This is a genomic window from Xylanibacter sp. (assembly GCF_057607445.1).
Genome location: NZ_DBLZAX010000003.1, coordinates 24,849 through 50,299, shown reverse-complemented (window position 1 = coordinate 50,299; position 25,451 = coordinate 24,849). Strand labels below are relative to the sequence as shown.

The 25,451-nt window shown below is 50.6% G+C and carries 15 protein-coding genes; 6 read left to right on the top strand and 9 right to left on the bottom strand.

Features of this window, described 5'->3' with window-relative positions:
- Nucleotides 1-105: 105 nt before the first annotated feature.
- Nucleotides 106-555 carry a D-Ala-D-Ala carboxypeptidase family metallohydrolase gene (locus tag ACZMIG_RS03670; protein ID WP_125105044.1) on the bottom strand — a complete coding sequence of 150 codons (450 nt, stop codon included), beginning with the start codon at nucleotides 553-555 and terminating at the stop codon, nucleotides 106-108.
- A gap of 61 nt (nucleotides 556-616) precedes the next feature.
- Nucleotides 617-1,042, bottom strand: coding sequence for a hypothetical protein (locus tag ACZMIG_RS03665; RefSeq protein ID WP_053398915.1), 426 nt, complete (start codon nucleotides 1,040-1,042; stop codon nucleotides 617-619).
- Between the two features lie 408 nt (nucleotides 1,043-1,450).
- Here ACZMIG_RS03665 and ACZMIG_RS03660 point away from each other — a divergent pair, with 408 nt between their 5' ends.
- The 5 genes from ACZMIG_RS03660 (at nucleotide 1,451) to ACZMIG_RS03640 (ending at nucleotide 9,924) form a co-directional block, all read left to right on the top strand.
- A complete protein-coding gene (locus ACZMIG_RS03660; RefSeq protein WP_147630860.1) occupies nucleotides 1,451-2,266 on the top strand; it encodes a hypothetical protein in 816 nt (271 codons plus the stop codon).
- A 216-nt stretch (nucleotides 2,267-2,482) separates the two neighbouring features.
- A complete protein-coding gene (gene mutS / locus ACZMIG_RS03655; protein ID WP_053398917.1) occupies nucleotides 2,483-5,110 on the top strand; it encodes a DNA mismatch repair protein MutS in 2,628 nt (875 codons plus the stop codon).
- Between the two features lie 503 nt (nucleotides 5,111-5,613).
- A complete protein-coding gene (locus tag ACZMIG_RS03650; protein ID WP_487889063.1) occupies nucleotides 5,614-6,951 on the top strand; it encodes a DUF6198 family protein in 1,338 nt (445 codons plus the stop codon).
- Between the two features lie 438 nt (nucleotides 6,952-7,389).
- Nucleotides 7,390-9,252 carry a leucine-rich repeat domain-containing protein gene (locus tag ACZMIG_RS03645; protein WP_487889062.1) on the top strand — a complete coding sequence of 621 codons (1,863 nt, stop codon included), beginning with the start codon at nucleotides 7,390-7,392 and terminating at the stop codon, nucleotides 9,250-9,252.
- A gap of 186 nt (nucleotides 9,253-9,438) precedes the next feature.
- Complete coding sequence (locus ACZMIG_RS03640; protein ID WP_021855807.1) at nucleotides 9,439-9,924, top strand: GNAT family N-acetyltransferase; 486 nt, start codon at nucleotides 9,439-9,441, stop codon at nucleotides 9,922-9,924.
- A 329-nt stretch (nucleotides 9,925-10,253) separates the two neighbouring features.
- Here ACZMIG_RS03640 and lgt (ACZMIG_RS03635) read toward each other — a convergent pair whose 3' ends face one another.
- The 3 genes from lgt (ACZMIG_RS03635) to ychF all read right to left on the bottom strand — a co-directional run bounded on the left by lgt (ACZMIG_RS03635) (nucleotide 10,254) and on the right by ychF (nucleotide 13,357).
- Entirely contained in the window at nucleotides 10,254-11,102 is an 849-nt protein-coding gene (lgt, locus tag ACZMIG_RS03635; protein WP_487889061.1) for a prolipoprotein diacylglyceryl transferase, read from the bottom strand.
- A gap of 48 nt (nucleotides 11,103-11,150) precedes the next feature.
- Complete coding sequence (gene lgt / locus ACZMIG_RS03630; RefSeq protein WP_487889060.1) at nucleotides 11,151-12,029, bottom strand: prolipoprotein diacylglyceryl transferase; 879 nt, start codon at nucleotides 12,027-12,029, stop codon at nucleotides 11,151-11,153.
- Between the two features lie 227 nt (nucleotides 12,030-12,256).
- The gene (gene ychF, locus ACZMIG_RS03625) at nucleotides 12,257-13,357 is read right to left on the bottom strand and encodes a redox-regulated ATPase YchF (protein ID WP_021962971.1); all 1,101 of its coding nucleotides are present in this window, start codon (nucleotides 13,355-13,357) and stop codon (nucleotides 12,257-12,259) included.
- Between the two features lie 578 nt (nucleotides 13,358-13,935).
- On the opposite strand from ychF, the gene ACZMIG_RS03620 reads away from it, so the two are divergent.
- Entirely contained in the window at nucleotides 13,936-15,699 is a 1,764-nt protein-coding gene (locus ACZMIG_RS03620; RefSeq protein ID WP_487889059.1) for a tetratricopeptide repeat protein, read from the top strand.
- Between the two features lie 405 nt (nucleotides 15,700-16,104).
- Here the strand turns inward: ACZMIG_RS03620 and ACZMIG_RS03615 are convergent, their stop codons facing one another.
- From ACZMIG_RS03615 to ACZMIG_RS03600, 4 genes are all read right to left on the bottom strand, one after another.
- Nucleotides 16,105-18,453, bottom strand: coding sequence for a T9SS type A sorting domain-containing protein (locus ACZMIG_RS03615; RefSeq protein ID WP_487889058.1), 2,349 nt, complete (start codon nucleotides 18,451-18,453; stop codon nucleotides 16,105-16,107).
- A gap of 274 nt (nucleotides 18,454-18,727) precedes the next feature.
- Entirely contained in the window at nucleotides 18,728-20,254 is a 1,527-nt protein-coding gene (locus ACZMIG_RS03610) for a hypothetical protein (protein WP_302023673.1), read from the bottom strand.
- A gap of 597 nt (nucleotides 20,255-20,851) precedes the next feature.
- Nucleotides 20,852-22,786 (bottom strand): Omp28-related outer membrane protein, encoded by a 1,935-nt coding sequence (locus ACZMIG_RS03605; protein WP_487889057.1) that lies wholly within the window; start codon nucleotides 22,784-22,786, stop codon nucleotides 20,852-20,854.
- A gap of 201 nt (nucleotides 22,787-22,987) precedes the next feature.
- Nucleotides 22,988-24,517: a hypothetical protein gene (locus ACZMIG_RS03600; RefSeq protein WP_487889056.1), complete on the bottom strand. Its 1,530-nt coding sequence runs from the start codon at nucleotides 24,515-24,517 to the stop codon at nucleotides 22,988-22,990.
- Between the last annotated feature and the right edge of the window lie 934 nt (nucleotides 24,518-25,451).

Below are 25,451 nucleotides of genomic sequence, written 5' to 3'. Positions count from 1 at the left end.
CCTTTCGGAGTGCGGAAGACGGCCTTTTGCAGGGTGAAAGATAACTTTTTGCAGCACGAAAGGCTGCCTTTTGCAATGTGTTGGGTGTCAGCGCGTTGCGTGGCCTTATGCCGCCTTGTAGAAAGGTATGGCCTGGCGGCGGTTTTGGCCCTTGCCGGCCTTGTAGGATACGTGCAGCCAGCATGCCCCGTTGCTCATGGAGTGCTCAAAGAGCAGCTGGTCGAAGTCGAGGTTGGCGGTTATGTAGGCATACATCTTGCGCCCCGTCTCCATGCCCGATATGTGTATGTCGGCAGCCTCGCCCCTCATGTGCTGCGAGGTGTTAGCCCCGCCCACTATGGCGTTGAGCCGTTCGGAGCGGAATCCGCTCGTTATGCGTATCACGCCGAATCGCCTGCGCAGCGGTTCCAGCACGTTCAGGCAGAGCTGCCTGAGGCGTTCGGTCTGTTCTCTGTCGGGCGTGTTGTCTATGCGGTGTCTTACTGCCGCGCCCGAGCGGCACATCTCCTCCAGCGTGAAGTGTTCCGACAGTCTTGTCTGTGTGTTCTTGTCCATTGTCTTGTGTTTTATGGTCTGTTAATGTTTTTCATGGTTACCTTGCCGTTGCGTTGTCTGTTCAGCGCATGCATCTTATCATGGCGTAGAGCGGGTTGCGCGAGTGCCTGCAGTACATCAGCCAGCAGTAGCGGCTGAAGAACGACTTCTGCTTCACGCCCTTCCTCTCCCTTGCGTTATACACCATGGCGTAGGGATTCTTCGGCATGGGCACGTGCAGCACGGTGCATGCCCTGCGCGCCATCTCGCTGAAGCTGTAGGGGCGGCCCAGCCTGTCAACGGGGCTTTCGGCCATGTAGACGTCGTAGACCAGCTCCATCAGGTCGGTCTTGCTCTCCGTCCAGTACAGGTTTTCGGCCGGGTTGCGTGTCAGCAGCTGGCCCAGTTGCTGCGCCATTATGCGCCTTGCGCTGTCGCGCTGTTCCTTGCTCAGCATGTCGGCAAAGTCTTTCTGTCTCTCTTCGTTCAGGTTAATACTTACAATCATTTCTAAAATCAGTTTTAAAGGTCTGTTGTATATTTGCCCTCTGCCCTGCCCCGCGGTAGCTTGCGTGGCGGCGCCGGGCCCGTGTTATCTCATGAAACAATCTCTCCTTGTCGGGCTAAGGTCCTGTTCCGGGGGCAAAATTATGCCGCTTTTGTGCAATATATGTTCGCAATGCGATATAAAAACATTAAAAAAAGTTTTATTTCCTGCCCCCTCTGCCCTGCCCTTCACGCCCGGCAGTCGTGCCCGTCTGTGCCGTGTGCGGGGGCAAATCCCGCTCAATTGTAGGGAAAATCCGATGCTGTTGTAGGGTAAACAGCTTGCACTTTAGCCCAAATTTCACTATCTTTGCTCTCAGAACATTTGTTTGATACTGCTGATTGTCTAACATTTTAAAAATTGACGGTTATGAAACGATTACTTACATCCTTCATCATAATGATGATAACCACGGTTACGTTGCAGGCAATGACATATACGCAGGCCCGTGAGGAGGCCCTGTTTCTGACGGACAAGATGGCATACGAACTGGGACTCTATGAGAGCCAGTATGACGCCGTGTATGAAATAAACCTCGACTATCTAATGGCGCTCAACTATCAGGACGACCTTTACTCTACGTGCTGGACGCGCCGCAACCTCGACCTGAGCTATGTGCTCACCGCGGCACAGTATAACCTGTATATGTCAAGGACATATTTCTACCGTCCGGTCTACTGGAGTTCGGGCTTCAGATACAGCATCTACACGCGCTACACCGACCGCTCTTACTATTATTACAGCCGCCCCAGTGTCTACACCACCTACCGCGGAGGCCACAGCTGGCGCAGCAACGGCGGCAAGAGCTGGTATAAGGGCCGCACATACAGCAGCGCTCACAAGCTGACGCCGGTAAGGACGGGCACCACAAACCACTCGGGCCACAGCGTGACGACAACCCCGAAGCCCTCTAAACCGACAAATCAGGGCCACACGGTTACGGCTCCCAAGCCTTCTACGGGCACCGCGTCGCACGGCCGTCCCACTACTAACAAGAAGCCTACAACCTCAGCCGGCAAGCCCGCTACGAGCCGTCCGTCGAGAGGTACGGGCACATCGGGCAGCACAACTGTAAAGCCTTCAGGCTCGTTCAGCGGTACAAAGCCCGTAAGAAGCACAGGAAGCAAGCCATCGACAACAACGCAGAAAACCACTCCGACAAAGGGCTTCAGCGGAAAAAGATGACAACAAACTTATAAGAAATAGAAAATTGGGATTTGAAAACTGGGAATTGGAAGAGATTAAGAACAGCCGCTTAATTGTCTTTCAATTCTCAGTTTTCAGCTGTTTTTCCTTTTCTGTCAGTCAGAAATTGGAAAAAAATTAGTAAGTTTGCAGCTTGAAAATAACCCATAGTGCCTGACTTACAGACCAGAACAGGCAGGCTATCCACAACAGATCATGGCAAAGAAAGACAACGAACTAACCCCGATGATGAAGCAGTTTATGTCGCTGAAGGCAAAGCACCCCGACGCGCTGCTGCTGTTTCGTTGCGGAGACTTTTATGAGACATACCTTCAGGACGCCGTAGACGCCAGCAAGATACTGGGCATAACGCTCACCAGGCGCAACAACGGAGGCTCGAAAGACCCTACGGAGATGGCCGGATTTCCGCATCATGCGCTCGACACATATCTGCCAAAGCTCGTAAGGGCGGGCAGGAGAGTGGCCATCTGCGACCAGCTGGAGGACCCCAAGCTCACCAAGAAGCTCGTTAAGCGAGGCATAACCGAACTGGTTACGCCCGGAGTGGCCATGACCGACAACGTGCTTAACTACAAGGAAAACAACTTTCTGGCCGCCGTCAACTTCGGCAAGACGGCCTGCGGAGTGGCGTTTCTCGACATATCTACCGGCGAATTCCTCACGGGCGAAGGCTCCTACGACTATGTAGAGAAGCTGCTCGTAAACTTCTCGCCCAAGGAAGTGCTCTTTGAGCGCGGCCGCAGGGCAGAGTTTGAGCGCTGGTTCGGCAACAAGTTCTTCACCTTCGAGCTCGACGACTGGGTTTTCACCGAGCAGTCGGCCAACCAGAAGCTGCTGAGCCACTTCGACGTAAAGTCGCTCAAGGGCTTCGGTGTGGAGCATCTCAGGAGTGGAGTGGTGGCGAGCGGAGCCATACTTCAGTATCTCGAGATGACGCAGCACACGCACATTGGCCACATAACGTCGCTATCGCGCATTGAAGAAGAGCGCTACGTAAGGCTCGACAAGTTCACCATACGCTCGCTGGAGCTGCTGCACCCCATGCAGGACGACGGCTCGTCGCTGCTCGACGTGATAGACCGCACCGTGTCGCCCATGGGCGCCCGCATGCTGAAGCGCTGGGTGGTGTTCCCCCTGAGAGATGCCCGCGTGATAGAAGACAGGCTCGACGTGGTTGAATATTTCTTCCGCCATCCCGAATTTAAAGACCTTCTCGACAGTCAGCTCCACCGCATTGGCGACCTTGAGCGCATCATATCAAAGGTTGCCGTGGGCCGTGTGTCGCCGCGTGAGGTGGTGCAGCTCAAGACAGCCCTGCAGGCCCTGGTGCCCGTAAGGCGTGCATGTCTCGAGGCAGACAACGCCGTGCTGCGCCGCATAGGCGACCAGATGGCGCTGTGCGAGGGCCTGCGCGACCGCATTGAGCGCGAGGTAAACGAAGATTCGCCGCAGCTCGTGAGCAAGGGAGGCGTGATAAAGAACGGCGTAAGCAGCGAGCTCGACGAACTGCGCAACATTGCCTACAGCGGCAAAGACTATCTGCTGAAGATACAGGAGCGCGAAACCGAGCTTACGGGCATATCGTCGCTGAAGATAGGCTACAACAACGTGTTCGGCTATTACCTCGAGGTGCGCAACATCTACAAGGACAAGGTGCCGGAGGAGTGGGTGAGAAAGCAGACGCTTGCCAACGCCGAGCGATACATAACGCAGGAGCTGAAGGAATATGAGGAGAAGATTCTGGGCGCCGAAGACAAGATATTGCAGCTCGAGAGCAAGCTGTTCTCCGAGCTGGTGCTGTCGATGCAGGAGTATATCCCCGCCATACAGACCGACGCCTCGCTCATAGCCCGTATCGACTGTCTGCTGTCTTTCGCCAAGACTGCCGCCGAGCACGGCTACATCCGTCCTGCCATTGATGCCGACAACATTGTGCTCGACATACATCAGGGACGCCACCCGGTGATAGAGACGCAGCTGCCCGTGGGCGAGAGCTACGTGCCCAACGACATATATCTCGACGACAAGAAGCAGCAGATAATAATAATCACAGGTCCGAACATGGCCGGAAAGTCGGCTCTGCTGCGACAGACGGCACTGATAGTGCTGCTGGCCCAGATAGGATGCTTCGTGCCGGCAGAGAGCGCGAGGATAGGTCTGGTGGACAAGATATTCACACGTGTGGGGGCGTCGGACAACATATCGCTGGGCGAGTCGACCTTCATGGTGGAGATGACCGAGGCTGCCAACATCCTCAACAACGTTACTCCGCGCTCGCTTGTGCTCTTCGACGAGCTCGGCCGAGGCACGTCTACATACGACGGAATAAGCATAGCGTGGGCCATTGTGGAGTATCTCCACGAGCATCCCAAGGCTCAGGCGCGCACGCTCTTTGCCACTCACTATCACGAACTCAACGAGATGGAGAAAAACTTTGCCCGCATAAAGAACTTCAACGTAAGCGTAAGAGAGTCGGGCGGCAAGGTTATCTTCCTGAGAAAGCTCGAGCCGGGCGGCTCTGAGCACTCTTTCGGTATACACGTGGCGCAGATAGCCGGCATGCCAAAGAGCATCGTGAAGAGGGCAGAGACCATACTGAAGGAGCTTGAAGCCGACAACGCCCAGGTGGGCGGAGTGGGCAAGCCGTCGGCAGAGAAGATAAACATGAGCCGGCAGGGCATGCAGCTCAGCTTCTTCCAGCTCGACGACCCAGTGCTGTGCCAGGTGCGCGACGAGATACTGGGGCTTGACATCAACAACCTGACGCCCGTGGAGGCGCTCAACAAACTGAACGACATAAAGCGCATAGTTACAGGCAAATAGGGCAGGGCAGGGCTGCTGCCGTGGCGCGAGCTGTAGTGGCGGCAGAAAACCAACCCCCAACAGGTCATCATACAGCACATGGTTTTATCACTTTTGTGCATTAAGGCTTTCATACCGAATCATAATAGCCGATTTGGGTTAAGGTCAAGGCGCCGCATGGCAGCCCATCAGACATTTTAAGTCTGTGACTGTCGGCATGAATGAATGTCGTAAGTCATCAACATATACGCACACTGATAATAAGTTCTGCGCCGTGATTTAAATCAGAATACAATACAAAGGAGAACATTTCTCCGTGGAGAATAAAGACAAAAGAAAGGATAGCATAATCAGAAAGGAGAACAGAATAGTTGCAGGGGATATCACAACATCCGTAAAAGCCAAAATACACCGGCAGCACGCTCAACATCCGGCATCCCAATACCCCTCAAGTCAAATCATAATTATCCATTCTCCATTCTCAATTCTCCATTAGAACAGATTTGTTTTCAAGTCAAAATATTATGCAGAAAAAGACAATATTTCTAACAAGGCGTTACATCCTTTTTATCATTTCGGTGTTTATCAACGCCTACGGCATTGCCTTCATCACAAAGGCTCTGCTGGGCACGTCGCCCATAACGAGCGTCAACTACGTGCTTAGTATGTTCACGCCCCTTACCATGGGCCAGTGGACCATTATCGTAAACCTTCTTTTCGTGGCCACAGAGCCGCTCATGATGAGCCGCTCACAGCTGCGCGCCGACCTCCGCATGTATCTCATACAGATACCCGTTACGCTCTGTTTCGGCACGTTTATCGACATATCCATGTCGTCGCTGTCGTGGCTTCAGCCCGAGGCATATCCCATGCAGCTGCTAAGCATGCTCGCCGGATGCGTCATTCTGGCGTGCGGCATAACGCTCGAGGTTAAGGCCGACGTGGCAATGGTGGCGGGCGAGTTCTTCGTCAGGGTGCTGGCAAGGCGCATAGGCGGCGACTTCGGCTACGTTAAACTGGGCTTCGACGTGGGCAACGTCATCCTTGCCTGCGTGTTCTCGATGCTCTTCATAGGCGGCATACACGGCGTGCGCGAGGGCACGGTGGCTGCGGCGCTGCTCGTGGGGCCGATAGTTCACTTCCTCACACCGTTCTGCCGTGTGCTCAACGGCGTGCTGGGCTACTCTAAGCAGACCGAAGGCAAGGCTGCCGCAGCGCCTGCCGACGTGGTGGTAACCATAGCCCGCGAGTTTGGCAGCGGCGGCCACATGCTGGGCGAGATGCTTGCCTCGAGACTCGGCGTAAGGCTCTACGACCGCGAATTTATAAAGATGGCGGCAAAGAGCAGCGGCATCAACGAAGACTACATAAGGCGCAACGAGCAGACCATACCGTCGTTCTGGCTGAAGTGCATACTGTCGCAGGGCTACGGCACGCAGGCGGGCAGGGGACTGTCGGACGACGACGTGCTCTTCCTTGCAGAGAGCAAGATAGTGCAGCAGCTGGCCGACAAGGAGCCGTGCGTCATCGTGGGGCGCTGCGCCGACTTTGTGCTGAAGGGACGTCCGGGCGTGGTGCGCGTGTTCTGCTATTGCGACCGTGACACGGCCATCGACCGATGCACGTCTGAATACGGCCTGGACAAGGTTAAGGCGGAGGCCGAGATAAAGAGGCTCAACAAGGCCCGCGGCACTCACTATGAATATTACACAGGTCAGCGCTGGGACGATCCGCGCAACTACGACCTGATGATAAACACAGGCTCGATGACGTTAGACCAGGCGTGCGACATCATCGTGCGCATGTATGCCAACGCCAAGGCAAGCATGAAGGCTGCCGTGGCCGGCCGTACTGAGGCCTGACGCTGCCGTGGCTCATACCCTATGGCGTGCCCTACGGCGGCATGGTATGCATCAGTCTGCCGCCGACGCTGGCGTGCGTCGCCCTATATTGTATAACGTGTTGAATTTCAGCGTATTATAAAAGGCCGTCTTTCGGCCTCTGATATGTGCTCTTTTGCCGTGCAGAAGATATGCTTTTGCCGTGCGAAAGGGCACATATCGTTTTTGGGCGGTTCGTTGCAGGTGTCTTATTTCCGCAAAATATCCCCAAAACCTGCCGCCGGCATTAAGGGTGGGTTGATGCCATGCAAGGCGTTGGTCGACACAAAATGCTGTTTTTTCGGGCAGGGCCTTTCGGTTTGTTGTTTTTTTCTTATTTTTGCACGGAGAAACAATCGGCTATTTTTACAAATAAAACAAGTGAACACATACATTTCTTGAACATTAAAAAAACTATTTATGAAGAAAATTATCCTTACATGTCTGGCGGCGGCGATGACCCTGGCAGGCAGCGCACAGGAGACGGCTACAATCGATGGAATAACTTATCTGCTTGACGGCGACAAGGCGTCTGTTATGCAGCAGAAGGGACTTACGGGCGACATCGTGATACCTGAGACCGTGAGATACGGCGGAGATGACTATACGGTTACCACCGTGCAGAACAATGCCTTCAGCGGAAACGACATTACGGGAGTTGTTCTTCCCAACACTGTTACCGTGATGGGCTCGTCGTGCTTCTCGTCGTGTTCTAAGCTTGTATCGGCAGATCTGCCCGACAACATAACTTCGCTGGGTGGCAACAGCTTCTCTTTCTGTTACTCTCTTAAGTCGGTAGACCTGCCCGAAAATCTCGTATCGCTCGGCGATATGTGCTTTGAGAGCTGCAACATGCTTGAGGCGATTGAGCTGCCGGCAGGAGTTACATCGCTGGGCAGCGCATGCTTCTCAGGCTGCGACAGGCTTAAGGCAATCAGTCTGCCCAAGGGCATCACGGAGCTTGGCTATCAGTGCTTCTACGCCTGCAAGAGCCTCACGTCGGTAACTCTGCCGGCAAGTCTGACCACTATGGGCGAGAGCTGTTTCCACGGCTGTTCGTCGCTTGGATCGGTGAAGTTTGAGGGAAGCCTGACGGAGCTGAAGAAGAGATGCTTCTATCATTGCACTTCGCTCGAGTCGATAGACATCCCGCAGGGTGTGAGGGAGCTTGGCGAGGAGTGTTTCTCGGGCTGCACTTCGCTCACGTCGGTCAGTCTGCCCGACGGCATCACCGACTTAAGGAGCAGTTGCTTCTCAGGCTGCACCGCTCTTCAGGCCATAACATTGCCCAACAGCATAGACAACATAGAGAGCAGATGCTTCGAGAGCTGCTCAGCCTTAGAGTCGATAGTCGTGCCGAGCGGCGTAACGAGGCTCTACGAAGAATGTTTCAGCTACTGCTCAAAGCTGGCTTCGGTAACCCTGCCGGAGAGTATCGAGAAGCTGTATGATGACTGCTTCAGCAACTGCACCTCGCTCAGCGGAATAGCTCTGCCTGCCGGACTGAAGAACATTGGCGCCGGATGCTTCCACAATTGCAGCGGACTGACCTCGATACTGCTGCCAAGGAGCGTAGAGACGCTGGGCAGCGGCAGCTTCTCGGACTGCACTTATCTTGCCGACGTAACCTGCCAGTGGGACGACCCTGACGAGGTGAGCACGAGCAATTTCGTGTTCGGCGACATATACACAGAGTGCCGCCTGCACGTGCCTACAGGCACCACGGCGCTCTATAAGGTCAAGGAGCCGTGGAGCGGGTTTAAGTTTATCATAGAGGAAGACGGACAGGTGGTTGACCCCGTTAGGTGCGCCACGCCGACAATAGCCTATGCCGACAACTCGCTGACGTTCGGATGCGCCACCGAAGGGGCAGAATATCACTACACGATAAGCGCGTCTGACGCCGTTGAAGGAGCCTACTCGGCCGACGGCAAGGTGGCTCTCGGCGCGGCATACGACATAACCGTGTATGCATCGGCACACGGCTATCTTAACAGCGAGGAGGCAAAGGCCGTGCTGTGCTTCATCGACGCGACGCTGAACACTTCCGGAATAAACCTTGACGAGCGCCGCGGCGTAGTGGTAAGCTCGCATGACGGCAGCATCACCGTAAGCGGACTTGCCGACGGCGAGCAGGTTGCGCTCTACAGCGTGGGCGGCATGATGCTCTCGGCAGGCAAGGCGTCGGCAGGCAGCATAACGCTCAGCGCAGGCCGCACGGACGGCGTCGTGCTGGTGAAGATAGCCGACCGCAGCATTAAGATCAGCGTGAACAGACTGTAAAGCCACGCCGGGCCTGGCACGGCCGGGTCTCGGATTATTCATACTGCAATCGAGGTCAGGCGCATGTCAGGCGTCAGGCTTCGATTGTGTTGCATGTATGCAAGGGCGCCTGCGGCATCTGTCAGCGCATGGCAGGCCGCGGCACGTAGAGGAAAAATAGATAAAGCAAACATAAATTATACAGAAATGATACGTTACGTTGAGGAAAAAGACATTCAGGAGATAACCGCGCTCTACAACAGATACATCGTAGAGGGCGTTGAGACATTTGAGACCGAGACGCTCACCGAAGAGCAGATGGCTGAAAGGGTGGGGCACATATCGGCAAGCTGCCCTTATCTCGTGGCTGAGGAAGACGGCCGCGTGGCAGGAATATGCTATGCCCATCCGTGGAAGGAGCGCGCCGCCTACTGCAACACTTACGAGACGACGATATATCTCTCGCCCGACTTCACCCGCCGCGGCCTCGGCACCGCCCTGATGCACCGCCTGATAGACGAGTGCCGCCGGCGCGGATACAAGGTGCTGATAGCCTGCATAACGGGCTGCAACGAGGCGAGCATAGAGCTTCACCGCAAGCTGGGCTTCAGTCAGGCGTCGCATTTTCACGATGTAGGCTACAAGCTCGGGCGCTGGCTCGACGTGGTGGATTTTGAGTTGAAGCTTGACTAATCCTTGTCAGATTATATGCTCTATATGTCAGCATGGCATCATTGTTGCGCGTAAGCATCATGAAGTCATGCTGACATTCTTTTATAACGGCATTTTAAGCCCGTGTGAGCCGTTTTCTCATTCGTAGCCTTACATCTTCACGCCGAACACAAGAAAACGCGTCAGAACGGATTTTATGTCCGGCAGAAAATCCCTTTTGTTATGTTTCTTGGCTTGAACGTAATGGGCAATAAAAAGAAATTAGGGGAAATTTTCCGAAAATTTCCCCTAATTTCCCTTGTTTTCCTCTGTATTTCCCTATTCCGGCCGTTAAGCCGCAGGATACCGGTCTATTTCTCTATGCCCAGTTTCTGCATCCATTTTCCGCCCTTCATGCAGAGCAGTCCGACGATTACAAACGGTATGCTGAGCAGCTGTCCCATGTTGAGCAGCATTGAAGCCTCGAAGTCTTTCTGTATGCCCTTTGTGAACTCGATGAAGAATCGTGCCGTGAAGATGAGCGTTATGCATAGTCCGAAGAAGAATCCCGTGCCCACTCGCTGCGGTTTTTTGCGGTAGAAATACCATCCTACGAAGAAGAATATGGCGTAGGCTATGGCCTCGTAGAGCTGTCCCGGATGGCGTGGAGTCATGTCAACGCGCTCGAAGATGAATGCCCAGGGCACGTCGGTTGCCTTGCCTATGATTTCAGAGTTCATGAGGTTGCCCAGTCGGATAAAGCATGCCGTTACGGGAGTTGCTATCGCCACGTTGTCGAGCACGCGCCAGATATTTATCTTTGTTCGGCGGACATAGAGCCAGAGGGCGATGATAAGTCCGATGGTTCCGCCGTGGCTTGCCAGTCCTTTATATCCTATGAACTTCCACGATCCGTCCTCCATGAAGTGTATAGGTAAGATCATCTCCACTATATGCTTGCCGCTCGACAGGAAATAGTCAGGATCATATAACAGACAGTGGCCCAATCTCATGCCTATTAGTATACCCACGAAACAGTAGATGAACAGTGGGTCGAACAGCTCCGGCTTTATTTTCTGTTCCTTGTAGAGCCTCTTCACAATGAAATACGCTGACGCGAGTCCTATGAGCCAGCACAATGAGTACCAAAATACAGATATTGGTCCTATGTTAAAGGCCACCAGGTCAGGATTCCATAGTATGTAGAGTAGGTTGTTCATCTTGTAGGTAATAATGTCAATGCTTATTCTTTATTGGCTTATTCACCCTTATTCGCTCTTCTTGTCTTTGCTTATTTGTTTTTCAGTTCCGAGTCGTTCCATTAACTTTCGGTTGAATATGCAAAGTAAGCCGACTATAACGAACGGTATGCTGAGCAGCTGTCCCATGTTGAGCAGCATTGATGCCTCAAACTCTTCCTGTATGTCCTTTGTGAACTCGATGAAGAATCGTGCCGTGAAGATGAGCGTTATACAGAGTCCGAAGAAGAATCCTGTACCAACGCGCTGCGGCTTCTTGCGGTATAGATACCAGCCTATGACGAAGAATATGGCGTAGGCTATGGCCTCGTAGAGCTGTCCCGGATGGCGCGGAGTCATGTCGACGCGCTCGAAGATGAACGCCCAGGGCACGTCGGTTGCCTTGCCTATGATTTCAGAGTTCATGAGGTTGCCCAGTCGGATAAAGCATGCCGTTACGGGCGTTGCTATCGCCACGTTGTCGAGCACTCGCCAGATGTTGACCTTTGTGCGGCGGACGTAAAGCCATAGGGCGATGATAAGTCCGATGGTTCCGCCGTGGCTTGCCAGTCCTTCATATCCGGTGAACTTCCACGAGCCGTCGGCCATGAAGTGTATTGGCAGTATCATCTCCACTATATGCTTGCCGCTCGACAGAAAATAGTCGGGCTCATAGAACAGGCAGTGGCCCAGACGGGCGCCTATCAGTATGCCCACGAAGCAGTAGATGAACAGCGGATCGAACAGCTCCGGCTTTATCTTCTGCTCCTTGTAGAGCCTCTTCACGATGAAATATGCCGACGCAAGGCCCAGGAGCCAGCACAGCGAATACCAGCGTATGGACATCGGCCCGAGATGAAATGCCACCAGGTTGGGGTTCCACAGGATGTATAGTAATTCGGAAATCATGATAGGTAATATTTATGTAGTTAGAGTAGTTAAAGGAGTTATCGCAGGCTTGGGCCTGCTGGTAGTTAAAGTCATTAGCCTTGCCTGTTGAGCAGAGCCTGTGCAGTTAACGTTTTTATGGTACGCAGGTTTAAAGGCATTTGACTTTAACTCCTGAGCGACCATAGGGAGCGGTAACTGCTTTGACTCCTTTAACTACTCTTTCAAGCCTCTTTTGCTCTTAAAATTTATACATTAAACCTGAAGTGCATGATGTCGCCGTCCTGCACAACATAGTCTTTGCCCTCGATGCCCAGTTTGCCGGCTTCGCGCACTGCAGCCTCAGAGCCGTATTTGATGTAGTCGTCATACTTTATCACCTCGGCGCGGATAAAGCCCTTCTCGAAGTCGGTGTGGATTACACCGGCACACTGAGGAGCCTTCCAGCCCTTGTGATATGTCCATGCCTTAACCTCCATCTCGCCTGCGGTGATGAATGTCTCGAGGTTAAGCAGGGCATAGGCTTTCTTTATCAGACGGTTTACGCCGCTCTCTTCAAGGCCCAGCTCGTCGAGGAACATCTGCTTGTCTTCGTATGTCTCAAGGCTTGCTATGTCTTCCTCTGTCTTGCCTGCTATCACGAGCACCTCGGCGCCTTCGGCCTTTGCCACTTCCTCAACGCGGCGGCTGTAGTCGTTGCCGGTCTTGGCAGATGCCTCGTCGACGTTGCACACATACAGCACGGGCTTAGCCGTCAGCAGGAACAGGTTGCGTGCGGCGTCCTGCTCTTCCTTGCTGTCAAACTCAACCACGCGTGCGTTCTTGCCCTGTTCGAGCACTTCCTTGTATGCCTCGAGCACCCCTACTTCTATTTTTGCCTCCTTGTTTCCGGCGGCTGCCACCTTCTGCTGCCTGCTCAGGCGTCCCTCTATGGTCTCGAGGTCCTTCAGCTGCAGCTCGGTGTCGATGATTTCCTTGTCGCGTATAGGGTCTATGCTGCCGTCAACGTGAGTGATGTTGTCGTCGTCGAAGCAGCGCAGCACGTGTATGATGGCGTCGGTTTCGCGTATGTTTCCGAGGAACTTGTTGCCCAGACCTTCGCCCTTGCTGGCACCCTTTACGAGTCCGGCAATGTCCACAATCTCGCAGGTTGCGGGCACGATGCGTCCCGGATGAACAATCTCGGCGAGCTTTGTCAGGCGTTCGTCGGGCACGGTTATCACGCCGACGTTAGGTTCGATGGTGCAAAAAGGAAAGTTGGCTGCCTGTGCCTTCGCGCTCGACAGGCAGTTGAAAATCGTAGACTTGCCCACATTAGGCAGTCCTACTATACCACATTTTAATGACATGTCTTATAAACGTTTATATTCCGGGCGCAAAGTTATAACAAAAAAGTGATATAACTGTCATTGTGGCGGCATAATTAATGTTATGATTTGTTGCGTGGCTGTCTGTCTCCGGCTTAATGTCGTCGCCGTTCTGTCTGCATTATCTCAGTCATGGCCCGCCGCACAGGCTGAGAAAGCATACGCCGTACAGCGCAATGTCATACGTCGTTAAGGCCTTGTTAAGGCGGCAGGATAGGGCTTAATTTACGGCAAAAAGACAAAAATAGCGGATAAAGTGGCCAGTTTTGATTAATAATTCGTACCTTTGAGACCGGCCTTGTCTGATATTATGTTTTGAGTATTGCGGCTCTCTATGCATACAAGTCTTACGCCATGGCCTGCCGTCATGCAGCGTGATGCTGACATGGGCGGTATTTCTGAGTGATGTTTTGCCGCTGAAATTAATTTTATCTGTTATGCGCTTGATGTATACCCAATACGGCAGACCTGCCTTATGTCTGCCTTTCCTTTTAGCCTGTGTCATTGAATGTTGCTCTGCGGCATGCCGCGGTGTGCGTTGCGTGGCTCTACGCGCCGCCGTGGCAGCATTGCTGTTGTCGTGTGTGTGTCCTGCGGTGGCAGGCAGGGCAGAAAAGAATGCGCTGAAGGAGCGGTGGACGGCATATCTGAAAGAGTATGTGCAGAATACTCCATCCAGCAAATTTTATATGAACGAGATCAACAAGATTAACCGCAGCAATGCCGACTCGCTGAAGCCTGCGCAGCTGGCAGCAAGCTATTATCCCATGTGCAAGATGTTCACCGAGAAGGGCGACTTCCTGTCTGAGGTGCTCTTTGCCAGGATGGTGTTCAACGAACTGAAGAAGACAGCCGCTACGAAGACCGACTTCCTGATAATGGCAAAGTATGCCAACTCGGCCGGAATAGGCTACACTATGCTCGGATTTCATGAGGAAGGCCGCAAGATGTTCGACAGGGCAGCGGCCATAGCCCGCAAGCACGGCTTCAGGAAGGTGCTGTCGCAGATATACACCAATCAGGCACAGCTCTACTATGACACGCATGACTATGCCAAGGCGCTGAGAATGCTGATAAGTCTGAAGAGCCTGGCAGGGGCAAGCAGCATACTGTATAACAACATGGCGCTGGTCTACTGCGGACAGAAGGACATGCCCAAGGCCATTGCCTGCCTCGACAGTGCGATACAGTGTGCCGCCGGCAACAGGGATGTGCTGTCGCGCGTTTATATCAACAAGGGCGGACTGCTCACCGAGATGGGCAAATATAAAGAGGCAGAGAGTGCTCTTGTGATGGCCGAGAAGACGCTGCCGAGCGAAAAGTTTACGGTGTCAGAGCTGATGATAAGGCTCAACTTCGTGCAGCTTTACATAGCCATGGGGCAGAAGCATAAGGCTCTCAGCGAGATTGGGTATATCGAGGAGAAGGTGATACCGAAACAGTCGGACGCTATAAAGGGCAAGTATCTCAAGGAGATAGCCACTCTCTACATGAAGCTCAACTATTACGAAAGGGCGTCGAGATGCCTGCAGGAGAGCATGAAACTCAACGACTCGCTCAACTTTGACAACCAGAAGAGGCAGCTCTTTCAGATGATGACATGGTATGACATAGCACAGCTGCGCAACGACAATATGGAGCTGAAGATGAAGTATGATTTTGCCAACATCAAGCTGCGCAACAGTATGATAATAGTTGTGGCCACCATACTCGTGGCCGTGCTGCTGTCGGTGCTCGTGGTTGTCAGCATAAAGAAACGCAAGAACGAGCAGAGGCAGAGCGCTATAATACTCGAGCAGGAAAAGAAGCTGAGGATGCTTGAGCAGAAAGAGCACGAATGGGAGAAAAAGAGAATGGAGAGCGAAATAGGAAAGAAGAGCCGCGAGCTGACGACATTCTCGATAGACCTTTCGTCGATAGACAATCTGCACAAGAACATCTGCGAGGAGCTGGCCGAGCTGAGCAAGGACATAGCCGAGGAAGACACGCGCAAGCGCGTCAACGCCATTTCGCTTAAGCTGCGCCAGCAGACCGCCAATAGGCTCAACGAGGGTTTCAAGACATACTTCAACGAGGTGTCGCCACTCTTCGACGCCAAGCTCAAGGAGGCTCACCCTAACCTTACGCAGAACGACTGCCGCCTGTGTGCCTACATATACATGGGACTGACCTCGAAGGAGATATCGCAGATAACGTTCCGCGAGGTTGAGTCGGTAGAGAAGAGCCGCAACAGGCTCCGTAAGAAGATCAGCCTCGGCAGCGACGTGTCGATACGCGGATATCTGCAGTCGATAATTGACGACGGGCAGGACAGCGCGTCATGATATATATGGGCAATAGGCCGCCTGATATATATTTATCCTTATTCTTTACCCAACCCCGGCATCATCATATCAACAGCCGCCACGCGTCACTCCGATGCGCATGCTGCCGGCTGCCGGTGTCTTTATGTGTGACTGTAGGTATGGCAGAAGTGTCCGGCAAATATATTCCCGGTGTGGCGTATGGGGTTAAACATTCAGGGGTAAATGCCTTGCCGGGATAGCTGCCTGCAGGCTGTGCATCTTTGTGGCGGTGACGGCTGTTAAGATAATATTTTTTATGCTATGAAGCCGTGTCATAAAAAGACGGGGCGCCGGCCTTAATGTTTCACAACAGTTATGTCATGCCGGCACCCCATTCAATAATGCCGTGCCCATACGTGATTCAGATTAAGCACGGCACACTAATCAGCGAGTGATGTGCATTTTTCTTACTGTCTTGTTCTTTCCGTTATCCACCACGAGGATATACATGCCCTCGGGCACGTCGGTTACGTTCATTGTGGCTGTTGTGCCGCTCTCTGCAGCTGTCTTGACCACGTTGCCCGTCAGTCCGTAGAGGCTAATCTTCACGTTTTCTGCCGAGTTGAGGTCGATGTGTATCATGTCTGATACCGGGTTAGGATATATCCTCACGCTGTTGTCGGCTGCTGTCTCGCCGAGGCTGATGCCTGTGCCTTCAGCATTAAGGTCGATGACACAAGCGCCTGACTCGCTGCCCTTGCGGATTGAGCATACCAGATATTGTCCGTTGTCAGACACGTCAGATATTGTGTAAACCCTGTATCCGTCTAAATCGGCGTTGTATTTCTCTGCTATCCAGTCGTTGAGGTCGCGCATGCCGTCTTCCTTAGTCCAAATGAACGGCACACCCCATATCTCTATGCCGGGCATTGTGGTCTGGAATGTACCGAAGGCCAGTGAGCCGTCGTCAGACACTCCGTTTACAAGACCATAATAACCATCCTTGGCAGGTGCGTTCTCGAGCATGCCTAACTGTATCACGCCTGTTTCCTCGTTCCATATATAAGGCTCGTTCATCAAGTGTTCGTCGGCTGTGCCGTCTGCTGCATAGGCAAGCGGTCCTGTAGGTATGTATAATCCGAGTCCTCCAACCCATTTGCCGTTGGGAGAAACGCATGAGCACTCCTGCATTACGTTCTTGTAGTCAGCAAGGCCTACTTCATTGTCCTTGAACAGAATGACGCCGTCGCCCCATACACCGTTTTCCTTCTTCCATACAGATGACACCCACATGCCGTCAATGTCCTGATATCCCGCAGCTACTGTGCCGTCGGCGTTCAGTGCGTCAACGCGAGCTATAGTGTTTCTTTCCTGATACAGTCCGGGCAGTTCAGTCAGTTTTCCGTCTTCTTCGGTCCATATTGCAGCCACGGCCACGCTTTTCGAATTGAATGAGTCGCCGTTGCGCATTGCATAAGAGTTGCCGCCTACGGTCTTGCCGTCGCCCGACACACAGTAGCCTCCGCTGGCACTTGTACCCATGGTTGCGAAGTAGCCCAGAGGAGTCCATTCGTCAGCGCTTCTGTCATAGCGTGCCATCTGGCATATCTCGGTCTCGGCAGACTCAAACTGACGGAAATAGAATGTGCTTGAAGTTCCGCATGTGTAGAACTCGGCTCCGTTGTATACAATGCTGTTTACTGTTCCTTCTGTGTCGGCCAGGTCAGTGTTTATCTGCTCCCATGTCTTGCCGTTGTCGGCTGAATATATTATGGCCTCGCCCTTGCCTGCCACGTAAACATCGTCGCCGTTCCATACGGCAGAGAGCCATGTGCCGCTTGCATAGGCTTCAATTTCTGTCCATGTGGTTCCGCCGTCTGTGGTTACGGCTATGATGTTGTCGCCTACTACTATTCCTTTCTCCGTGTCAGCGAAGCTTACAGCCTTTAGCGCCTTGCCAAGGTCGCCGCACTGTGTCCATTCGCCTGCGCCTTCAGATGTGTATATGCGTCCTTCTTCTGTAACCATGTAGAACTTCTTGTCTGATGCATGGCATATAGCTGCGGGATGGCCTTCCCAGCCTGTAGCTGCGCTCCATGTCTCTGCACCGTTCTCCGAATAGTAAAGCGCGCCGCTGCCGTCAGCCAGAACTGCTGCTGCAGCACCGTAGAATTCGCCGCTGAAGTCTACATCCACAAACTTGTCTACATCGTCGTCCTTGCCCGGATGCTCATATTCATCAGTCCACCATGAGCCAGAGCTAGTGGTAACTTGATAAAAAGCATTGTCACCTGCAATTATTCCAACATAGTTGTTAAGGAAACATACAGTATTTATAGGTGAATCCATATTAGTAGGATTCCATCTTGTATTGAATCCTGTGTTTCTGATGACAATACCCTTATTGTCTTCGGTCTTGCCTACTGCTATGTATCCTTTGTTTACGTTAACGATATCATTGAATGTGTATTTCTCTATATAAGACTTGCGTTTCAGCTCGGTATCTGGCTTTAGTATCGTATGTGCAACACCCGAAATATATTTGCCGTCGGCTGATATCACTCCGTTGCCTGCCGACCCCGGACCGTTTGACGATCCGCCTATATCTGTCATGTTTCCGTCCTGCGACGACCATAAGAAATATGGTGTAGCCTGTCCATAGGTTCCGCAAACAGTTCCGTCGTTAGAGATGCTTAACGGAATAAAATTGTCTTTCTGCATTTTAATCTGAGCAGAAGACGGGGCAGAAGCTAATAATGTTGCAACTGCAGCGAAAAGTACTTGCTTTTTCATAGTTCGTAATTATTAAGGGGTTAATACTTAGGTCTGATAAGGCGAGTGATGTATTTAGATTTATCTTCTAAATATTTTTTATGTTTAATCCCAATCTTGCATTATGCACGGTTTGGGTTTAATATAGAGGTTAATATGCTTGTTTTTTATTTTTTCTTTCTTTTTTCGTCTCCTTTCTTTTTGTCTTTATTGCAGCTCTTTTTTATATGTCAAGATCGTTTTATTATTTGCCGGCACATGACAGGATGTGCCGGCTTTTAGAAAAACGTTACTTTTATTTTACCACAATTTTGCGGCCGTTGATAATATATATACCTCTTTTCAGATTATTTCTTACCTCGTTGTATTCGCCTTCAGCCACGATGCGTCCCTGCAGGTCGTATGCCTTAACGTGGCTGTTGCCGTCCTGCTCAATGTCTGTTATGCCTGTAGGCGTCTCGTCGAGCTTGATAATCCAGCTGGTGTAGTTTCCGGGTGCTCCATAGAATCCTGATATCACGCGTCCGTCACCGCTGCAGATAGCTGTTCCTGTTTCTCTGTCCGACAGCCACTCGGCTGCTTCTGTTTCGCCTTTAGACTTGAGCCAGTCGATAAGAGTTACCTTTTCTGTGCTGTTTGCAGGATATACATAAGCTGTGCTGAGGTTTGACACAAAGAAGTCACCGTCGTCGGTTACGCAGTAGCCGTAGAGTCCGTCTTGATAGTCGTGCGGTTTGAGTGTTTCGTCTATGGTGAATAATGCTGCATCGCCTACAGCATAATTCTTTTCACACGTTGTAGCATAATATTTTCCATTAGTAGACAGCCACACACCATTTTGTGCGTAGAAGTTAGGTGTTACATGCTCATAATAGAAGTTTCTGAAGTTCATTAGTTGTTTTGAGTATTCGTCACTTATTGCCACATACTCTTCCCATGTCTCATTATAGAGATTCAGATTTTCTTCTGTCATATAATTTTTCGGGTCGGGATAATATACTGGCCATTCGGTAGACTCACCAATGTTGTATGCCCAGCAAGAGTCTTCATATTCGGTAGAGTCTTGCCTGTACGCATCTATTTGTTCTGGTGTCATATAGTCGTAATAACTTGGCTCTACAGGTTCTTCTGTCGGGAACTCAGGAAATTCCAACCCTTCTTCGCATAGTCCTTTGTCATAAACCTCATAAGTCCATGTGCCGTCTTCTGCTTTTCTGTATACCATCGGCAGACATTCGTTGTCTTGTCTCATGAGCTGAGCTGCTATCACCGTACCGTCTTCTGATATACAGTTTGGGAGTATATAATTAGGAGCAACGCCAGTGAAGTCTTTTTCCGGATAAGGCAGGTCTTCATATTCTCCATAAGTTCCGTCGCTGTTCATTGTCCATATTACTGGCTTTATTTTTGTATTTCCGAATCCTTTGTCTGTGCCTATATATCCTGCTATGTATTTGCGCGAGTTAGTTATGGCGTTTGCTGCTGAATAAAATGTGTCTCCTTTTCTTACGGGGAGCTCCTGCCATTCCTGTTTTTCTATATTCAGTATCGCAGGTTTGCCATCTATACAGCCTACAAGGAATCCGTCGTTAGTAACCATGTTGCCCATGCCGAGGTCATATCCTATGTCGCCTCCGCCATATTGCTGAAAGTCGTCAGTCTCAGTGTTAAGTATTCCTATCCATCCCTGTTCAACGGTTAACATCCATTTTCCGTTTTCGCTCATGGCGTGGAAACGCAGTCCGGGGAGTTCCTTCATCGTCTGTGCTGACATTAAACTTGTGCTCAGCAACGTCACTACAAGTAATAATAACTTTTTCATAATCGTTCTTTTTTAAGGTTGTGTAGGATTTTTTTCTGCTATATGTACCCATATCCGGATTATGGGAACTTTATGCAATTTCTTTTATGTATCTTCATGTTTTTTGCTTGCGCAATCATGATTTACATCGCAAAATTATTAAAATCATATCTTAAAGTCAAGTTTTTCTACCCTGACAAAACCCTGACAACCTTCGAAATTCCCTTATTTTAGGCTGTTTTTATGCCTAAATGTGGCTTTTTAGCAGAAAAATATGTGTTTTTATAATTTTTGAGTATCTTTGCCGCTCTCTTGTCCTGAAATGTATTTTCTGCCTTGTTTAAGGCGCGATATTTTGGCTTTGCCGGTGTCGTGCCGTTCTTTTCCTGATATATGGCGTGTTATGGGCGCCTCCTGTAGCTGCTGAAGGCAGTCTGCGTGCTGTGGCAAGACTCATGATCTGATGCCTGCCTTATGCAGCCTGACGGCTCTGCTGACGCTATTATATGACAAAGCCCCTATGCGCCGCGTTGTGCGCATAGGGGGCTTTGCTTTGTTATGGCGGCAGCTGCCTGAGGCTTTTGTCCCGTCAGCTGCCTGATGTGCTTTTGAAGAAAATTACTTCACGATAACTTTTATTGTTCTGCCGTCAGACATCTTTACGATGTTCAGGCCCTTCACAGGCTTGCTTATCTTGCGGCCGTCTACTGTGTAGCGCTCAACCTCTACGCCAGTGCCCTTGTCTGTTATCGGGGCTTCGATGCCGGCTGTGATGCTTTCGCCAAGCTTACATGTCTCGGCGTTGTTTACATACACGTCGTCTATGCTTGTTTCATTGCCAACAGGTCTGTTGATGAATGCCACTACGTGCATGTTCTCGGGCTTCCATGAGCTGTCGAGAGTGATAGTATACTTGTTGCTGTATGTGTTGCCGTTCCAGTTGATGGCGCCTCCGAAGGCGTCGCTTAGTGCCTTGCGTGTAACGTGGTTGTGTATGGCGTCTCTGTCTCCTCCTGACTGTGCAGACTGTATGCCGTCTTCAGTAAGGAACACTGACAACACTGCGTCTTCACCCATAATTTCGTTAAAGCCATTTGCGCCGTTGCCGTAAACCTCAACGTTAAGCTCTCTTGTGCTTTCGTTGTATTCGCTCTTTATGTTGATGCTTGCAAATGAAGGCATAGTGTTAGAGTTTTCTATTACCTGATTAAGCATCTCGGCAGCCTGATTTACATATTGTGGGTAGTATCCGATTCCGAGTGTGATTGTCTGGGCGCTGTTCAGCTCGGTGTTTGTCTCATAATATCTGTTGAACATTGCACATGGATCACCGGTTTGATTGTATGTATTTGATAATGCCAGTGATTCGTCGCACACCATCGGGTCGCCAGAAGTAGGTATGTTGTCGTGGTGAGCCATTATTACGATATCGTTGCGCAGTTCTGTCAGAGCTTCGAGCACAGGCCATGCCAGCGGACAGTTCGGGCATTTTGTTGAAGTGAACTCCTCAACGAGGTTCTTCTGTCTCAGCATGCTTTCGGCATATACGCTGACGTCCATGCCGGCAATGTCGTCCTCGGTGTACTCTGTAGGAGCTTGTCCGTTTATCTTTGTCACCTTAACGGCCAGTGTGTGCTTGCCTGATGCAGCGTCTGCAGGTATGGTGGCGTTGCCGTTCACGGTCTGCGGGCTGTTGGTCAGCGCAATGGGTGTTTCGGCTGTAGCTATCACGTTGTTGTCAAGCATCACGTCGATGGTGTATGCAGACGGGATGTTGTTTCCGTTGTTCTTTATTGTGTAGCTGTAGGCTATGTTCTGTCCTGCCTGTACGAATTTAGCTGATGTGAATGAGCTTATGGTGATGTCTTCGTCGGGGAAGCTGCCGCCTTTAACAACGGCCTGTATGCAGAAGTTGCCGTACTGTGTGCCGAAGTTGTACCATCCTGTGCCGCTCTGTCCCAGGTTTCCGTACATGAGGCATCCGCCGTCAACGCCGCCGGTGGGGTTTGCGCCCAGGTCGGTTGCCAGAGGATATTTTCCAGGAACTGATGTGAAGTCGTAGCAGATGAGATAGTCAACGCCGTCTTCTATGGTTACGGGTGTTGCGAGCGTAACGTCGTTCCATCCCTTCTGTGTGTTGGCTACGGCCTCTTCCGACATGAGTGTCAGTTCACCGCTTTCGAGCGCAACCTTGTAGACGCTTACTTTAGATGCTCCGATGAGTTCGCCGAGGGCGAAGCGCACTTTGGTTATCTGTCCGCCTACGAAGTGGCCTATCTGTGCCTTGGTGAACTCTACACCGGCCTTAAACTGGCCGCTGGTGTTCAGTCCCAGAGGGTTTTCGCCTATTGCGTCAGAGTCGTAGAAGCCCATTATTCTCTCGTCTGCGTCCATCGCTATGCGGTTGGGACCCATTGCCGGAGCCATGTGCTTGTTAATTACGGCTGTGTGTTGTCTTGTTACTGTGATGCTTCCGTCTGGTGTGAGCATCTGTGCGTTGACTGTCGTGAGCGACAGCAGCAGTGCAATCAGTGTAAAAAATGTTTTTCTCATAACGTGATGATTATGGTTAATGATTTTGATAATTTGCCGTTTCAGACTTCCAAAGATAGCATTCTTTATTGATTTATGGTGCATAAAATAGGGGATAAAAAGGTGGACAATGGTGTTAAATAATGTTTATCCCCTGATAATCAGATGTTTACAGACATGCACCGCAGCTATGATTTTGCCGCGGTGCATGCTCTTCTACTCTCATTTTACTACAACCTTTCGGCCGTTGATAATATATATACCCCTTTTCAGATTGTTTCTTACCTCGTTGTATTCGCCTTCTGCCACGATGCGTCCCTGCAGGTCGTATGCCTTAACGTGGCTGTTGCCGCTTTGCTCAATGTCTGTTATGCCTGTAGGCGTCTCGTCGAGCTTGATAATCCAGCTGCGGTAGCTTCCCATACCTGAAAATCCTGATATAACGCGTCCGTTGCTGTTGCATATTGCTATTCGTGTGTCAACGGTGCCCAGCCATTCGGCAGCTTCGTTCTCGCCTTTAGATTTGAGCCAGTCTGCCAGGCTGATGCATTCAGAGCTGCCTGCTGGATAGACAAACGGACTGTTCTTGTCTGACACGAAGAGATCGCCGTCGTTGGTTACAGTGTAAGCCCAGTTGCCGTCTTCAAAGTCGTGTAGCTCGAATCCGTTGTCAACGGTGAACAGGGCGGCATCGCCCGATTTGTAGTTTTTGCTGCATGTCGTTGAATAATATTTTCCGTTGGCTGAGAGATTTACAGAGTTTTGGGCATAGAAATTAGGCGTAACGTGTTCATAATAGAAAGTCCTGAACACTTTAAGCTGGTCGGAGAAGGCATTGTTGTCTTCAAGATATTTGTCCCACGCCTCTTTGAACAGATTGTTCTCCTCGTCAGATGCATAATAGCTCTTTTCGGGCTTATATTCAGGCTTCTTGTCTATTTCATGGTTGTTATACTGGCGCAGCGAGTCGGCGTATGCCGTTGAGTCTTCTTTATATGCCGCAATCTCTTCTTCTGTCATAAACTCATAGAGGTCGGGGGCAATGGGCTCTACAGGAAACTCGGGGAACTCGAGTCCGGGCTCGCACAGGCCCTCGTCGTACACCTCGTAGGTCCATGTTCCGTCTTGAGATTTGTGATATATGATAGGCAGGCACTCGTTGTCCTGGCGCATCAGCTGTCCGGCTATCACGGTGCCGTCTTCAGATATGCAGTTTGCGAGGATATACATCGGCGTAACCCCTGAGAAGTCTTTTTCGGGGTAGGGCAGCTCTTCATATTCGCCATAGGTGCCGTCGTCATTGAGGGTCCATAACACAGGCTTGTATTTAAGTTTTCCGTAAGGTATTCCTTTCAAACCAACTATTCCTACTATATATTTGCGTGAAGGCGTTATGCCGTTTGCCATAGAATATTGCAGGTCGCCTTCCTTCAGTCCCAGCGGTATCCATTTCTTGTTTTCTATGTCTAATATTGATGGCATTCCGTCTACTGCTCCTACCAGGAAGCCATCGTTTGTGACTATATTGCCCATTCCAATTTGGTAGTTGGTTTTCATACCATCATAATATTCGTCAAATTCATCTGTTTCAGTATTGTATATTCCTACATAAGCTTGGTCGTTTGTAATCATATACTTACCGTTTTCGCTCATTGTATGAAATCTCTTTTGTACAGGAATTTCCTTCATTGTCTGGGCAGACATGAAACTCGCACTCAGCAGTGTCACTACAAGTAATAGTAATTTTTTCATAATCGTTGTTTTTTAAGGTTCATGTTGAGTTAGTTTAATAATGCTTATCCCATATCCGGATTATGGTAAGTTTTGTAAAGGCACGCTTTATTGTGTTTTCACTTCGGTTTTGTTAAGAAACAGATGTGGTTCACATCGCAAATTTATCTTAATCATGCATCGCCGCCAAACTTTTTTACCCGGACAAATCCCTGACAACCCCTTATTTTCCTTGATTTATGTCTGTTTTTATGTCTAAAATCATGTTCTTAGCCTGAATCATGCATGATGTGGGTGATAAAATTCATATTGTCGCGCTGATGTTTTAATTGGCAGCGCCAGCTGTTACGCGTGCGCTTTTTGCCGGTTGATGCCGGCATGGAAAAGCTGCGGGACGGATTAATGTCAAAAATCTGTAAGCAAAACGCCCTGCTTTGCTTAACGTGCAGTCTCGGTATGCCGTCGTGCGACATAAACCGTAAGCAAAACCATGTCTGCTGCTTTCAGACTGTTAACCTATCGTTTTCGAGTCGTAAACGGCCCACTTTTGCATCGAAAGTGGCCCGTTTTTTATCGGCAAACAGCAGGTTAATAGTTTGAATTAAGAAGGAATGTGTTGAGTAGCAAAGATAAAACATTAGTCTTGTTGTTCTCATTCAACTAACGATATAAATCTACAATGCAAATGTGCCGGCGGATCTGCGCTCCGCCGGAAATAAGTATCAGGATTTTCAATCCGCTGTCTTCCTTTTTATTATTCAACGATAGCATGATGCAGATTGATGTGTAGAAAACAAATCTGAATGTTTTTCGGATCTCGGTGCAGGCTGATTATGGAAAAAAATCGGAATGCTTTTCGGATCACAGATCCTGATATTTTATGCTGTCGGATAGCATATCCGACAGAACAATAGCCTTGTTGTTTCCGGTCACCTTGTTGGCTTTAACTCCTTTA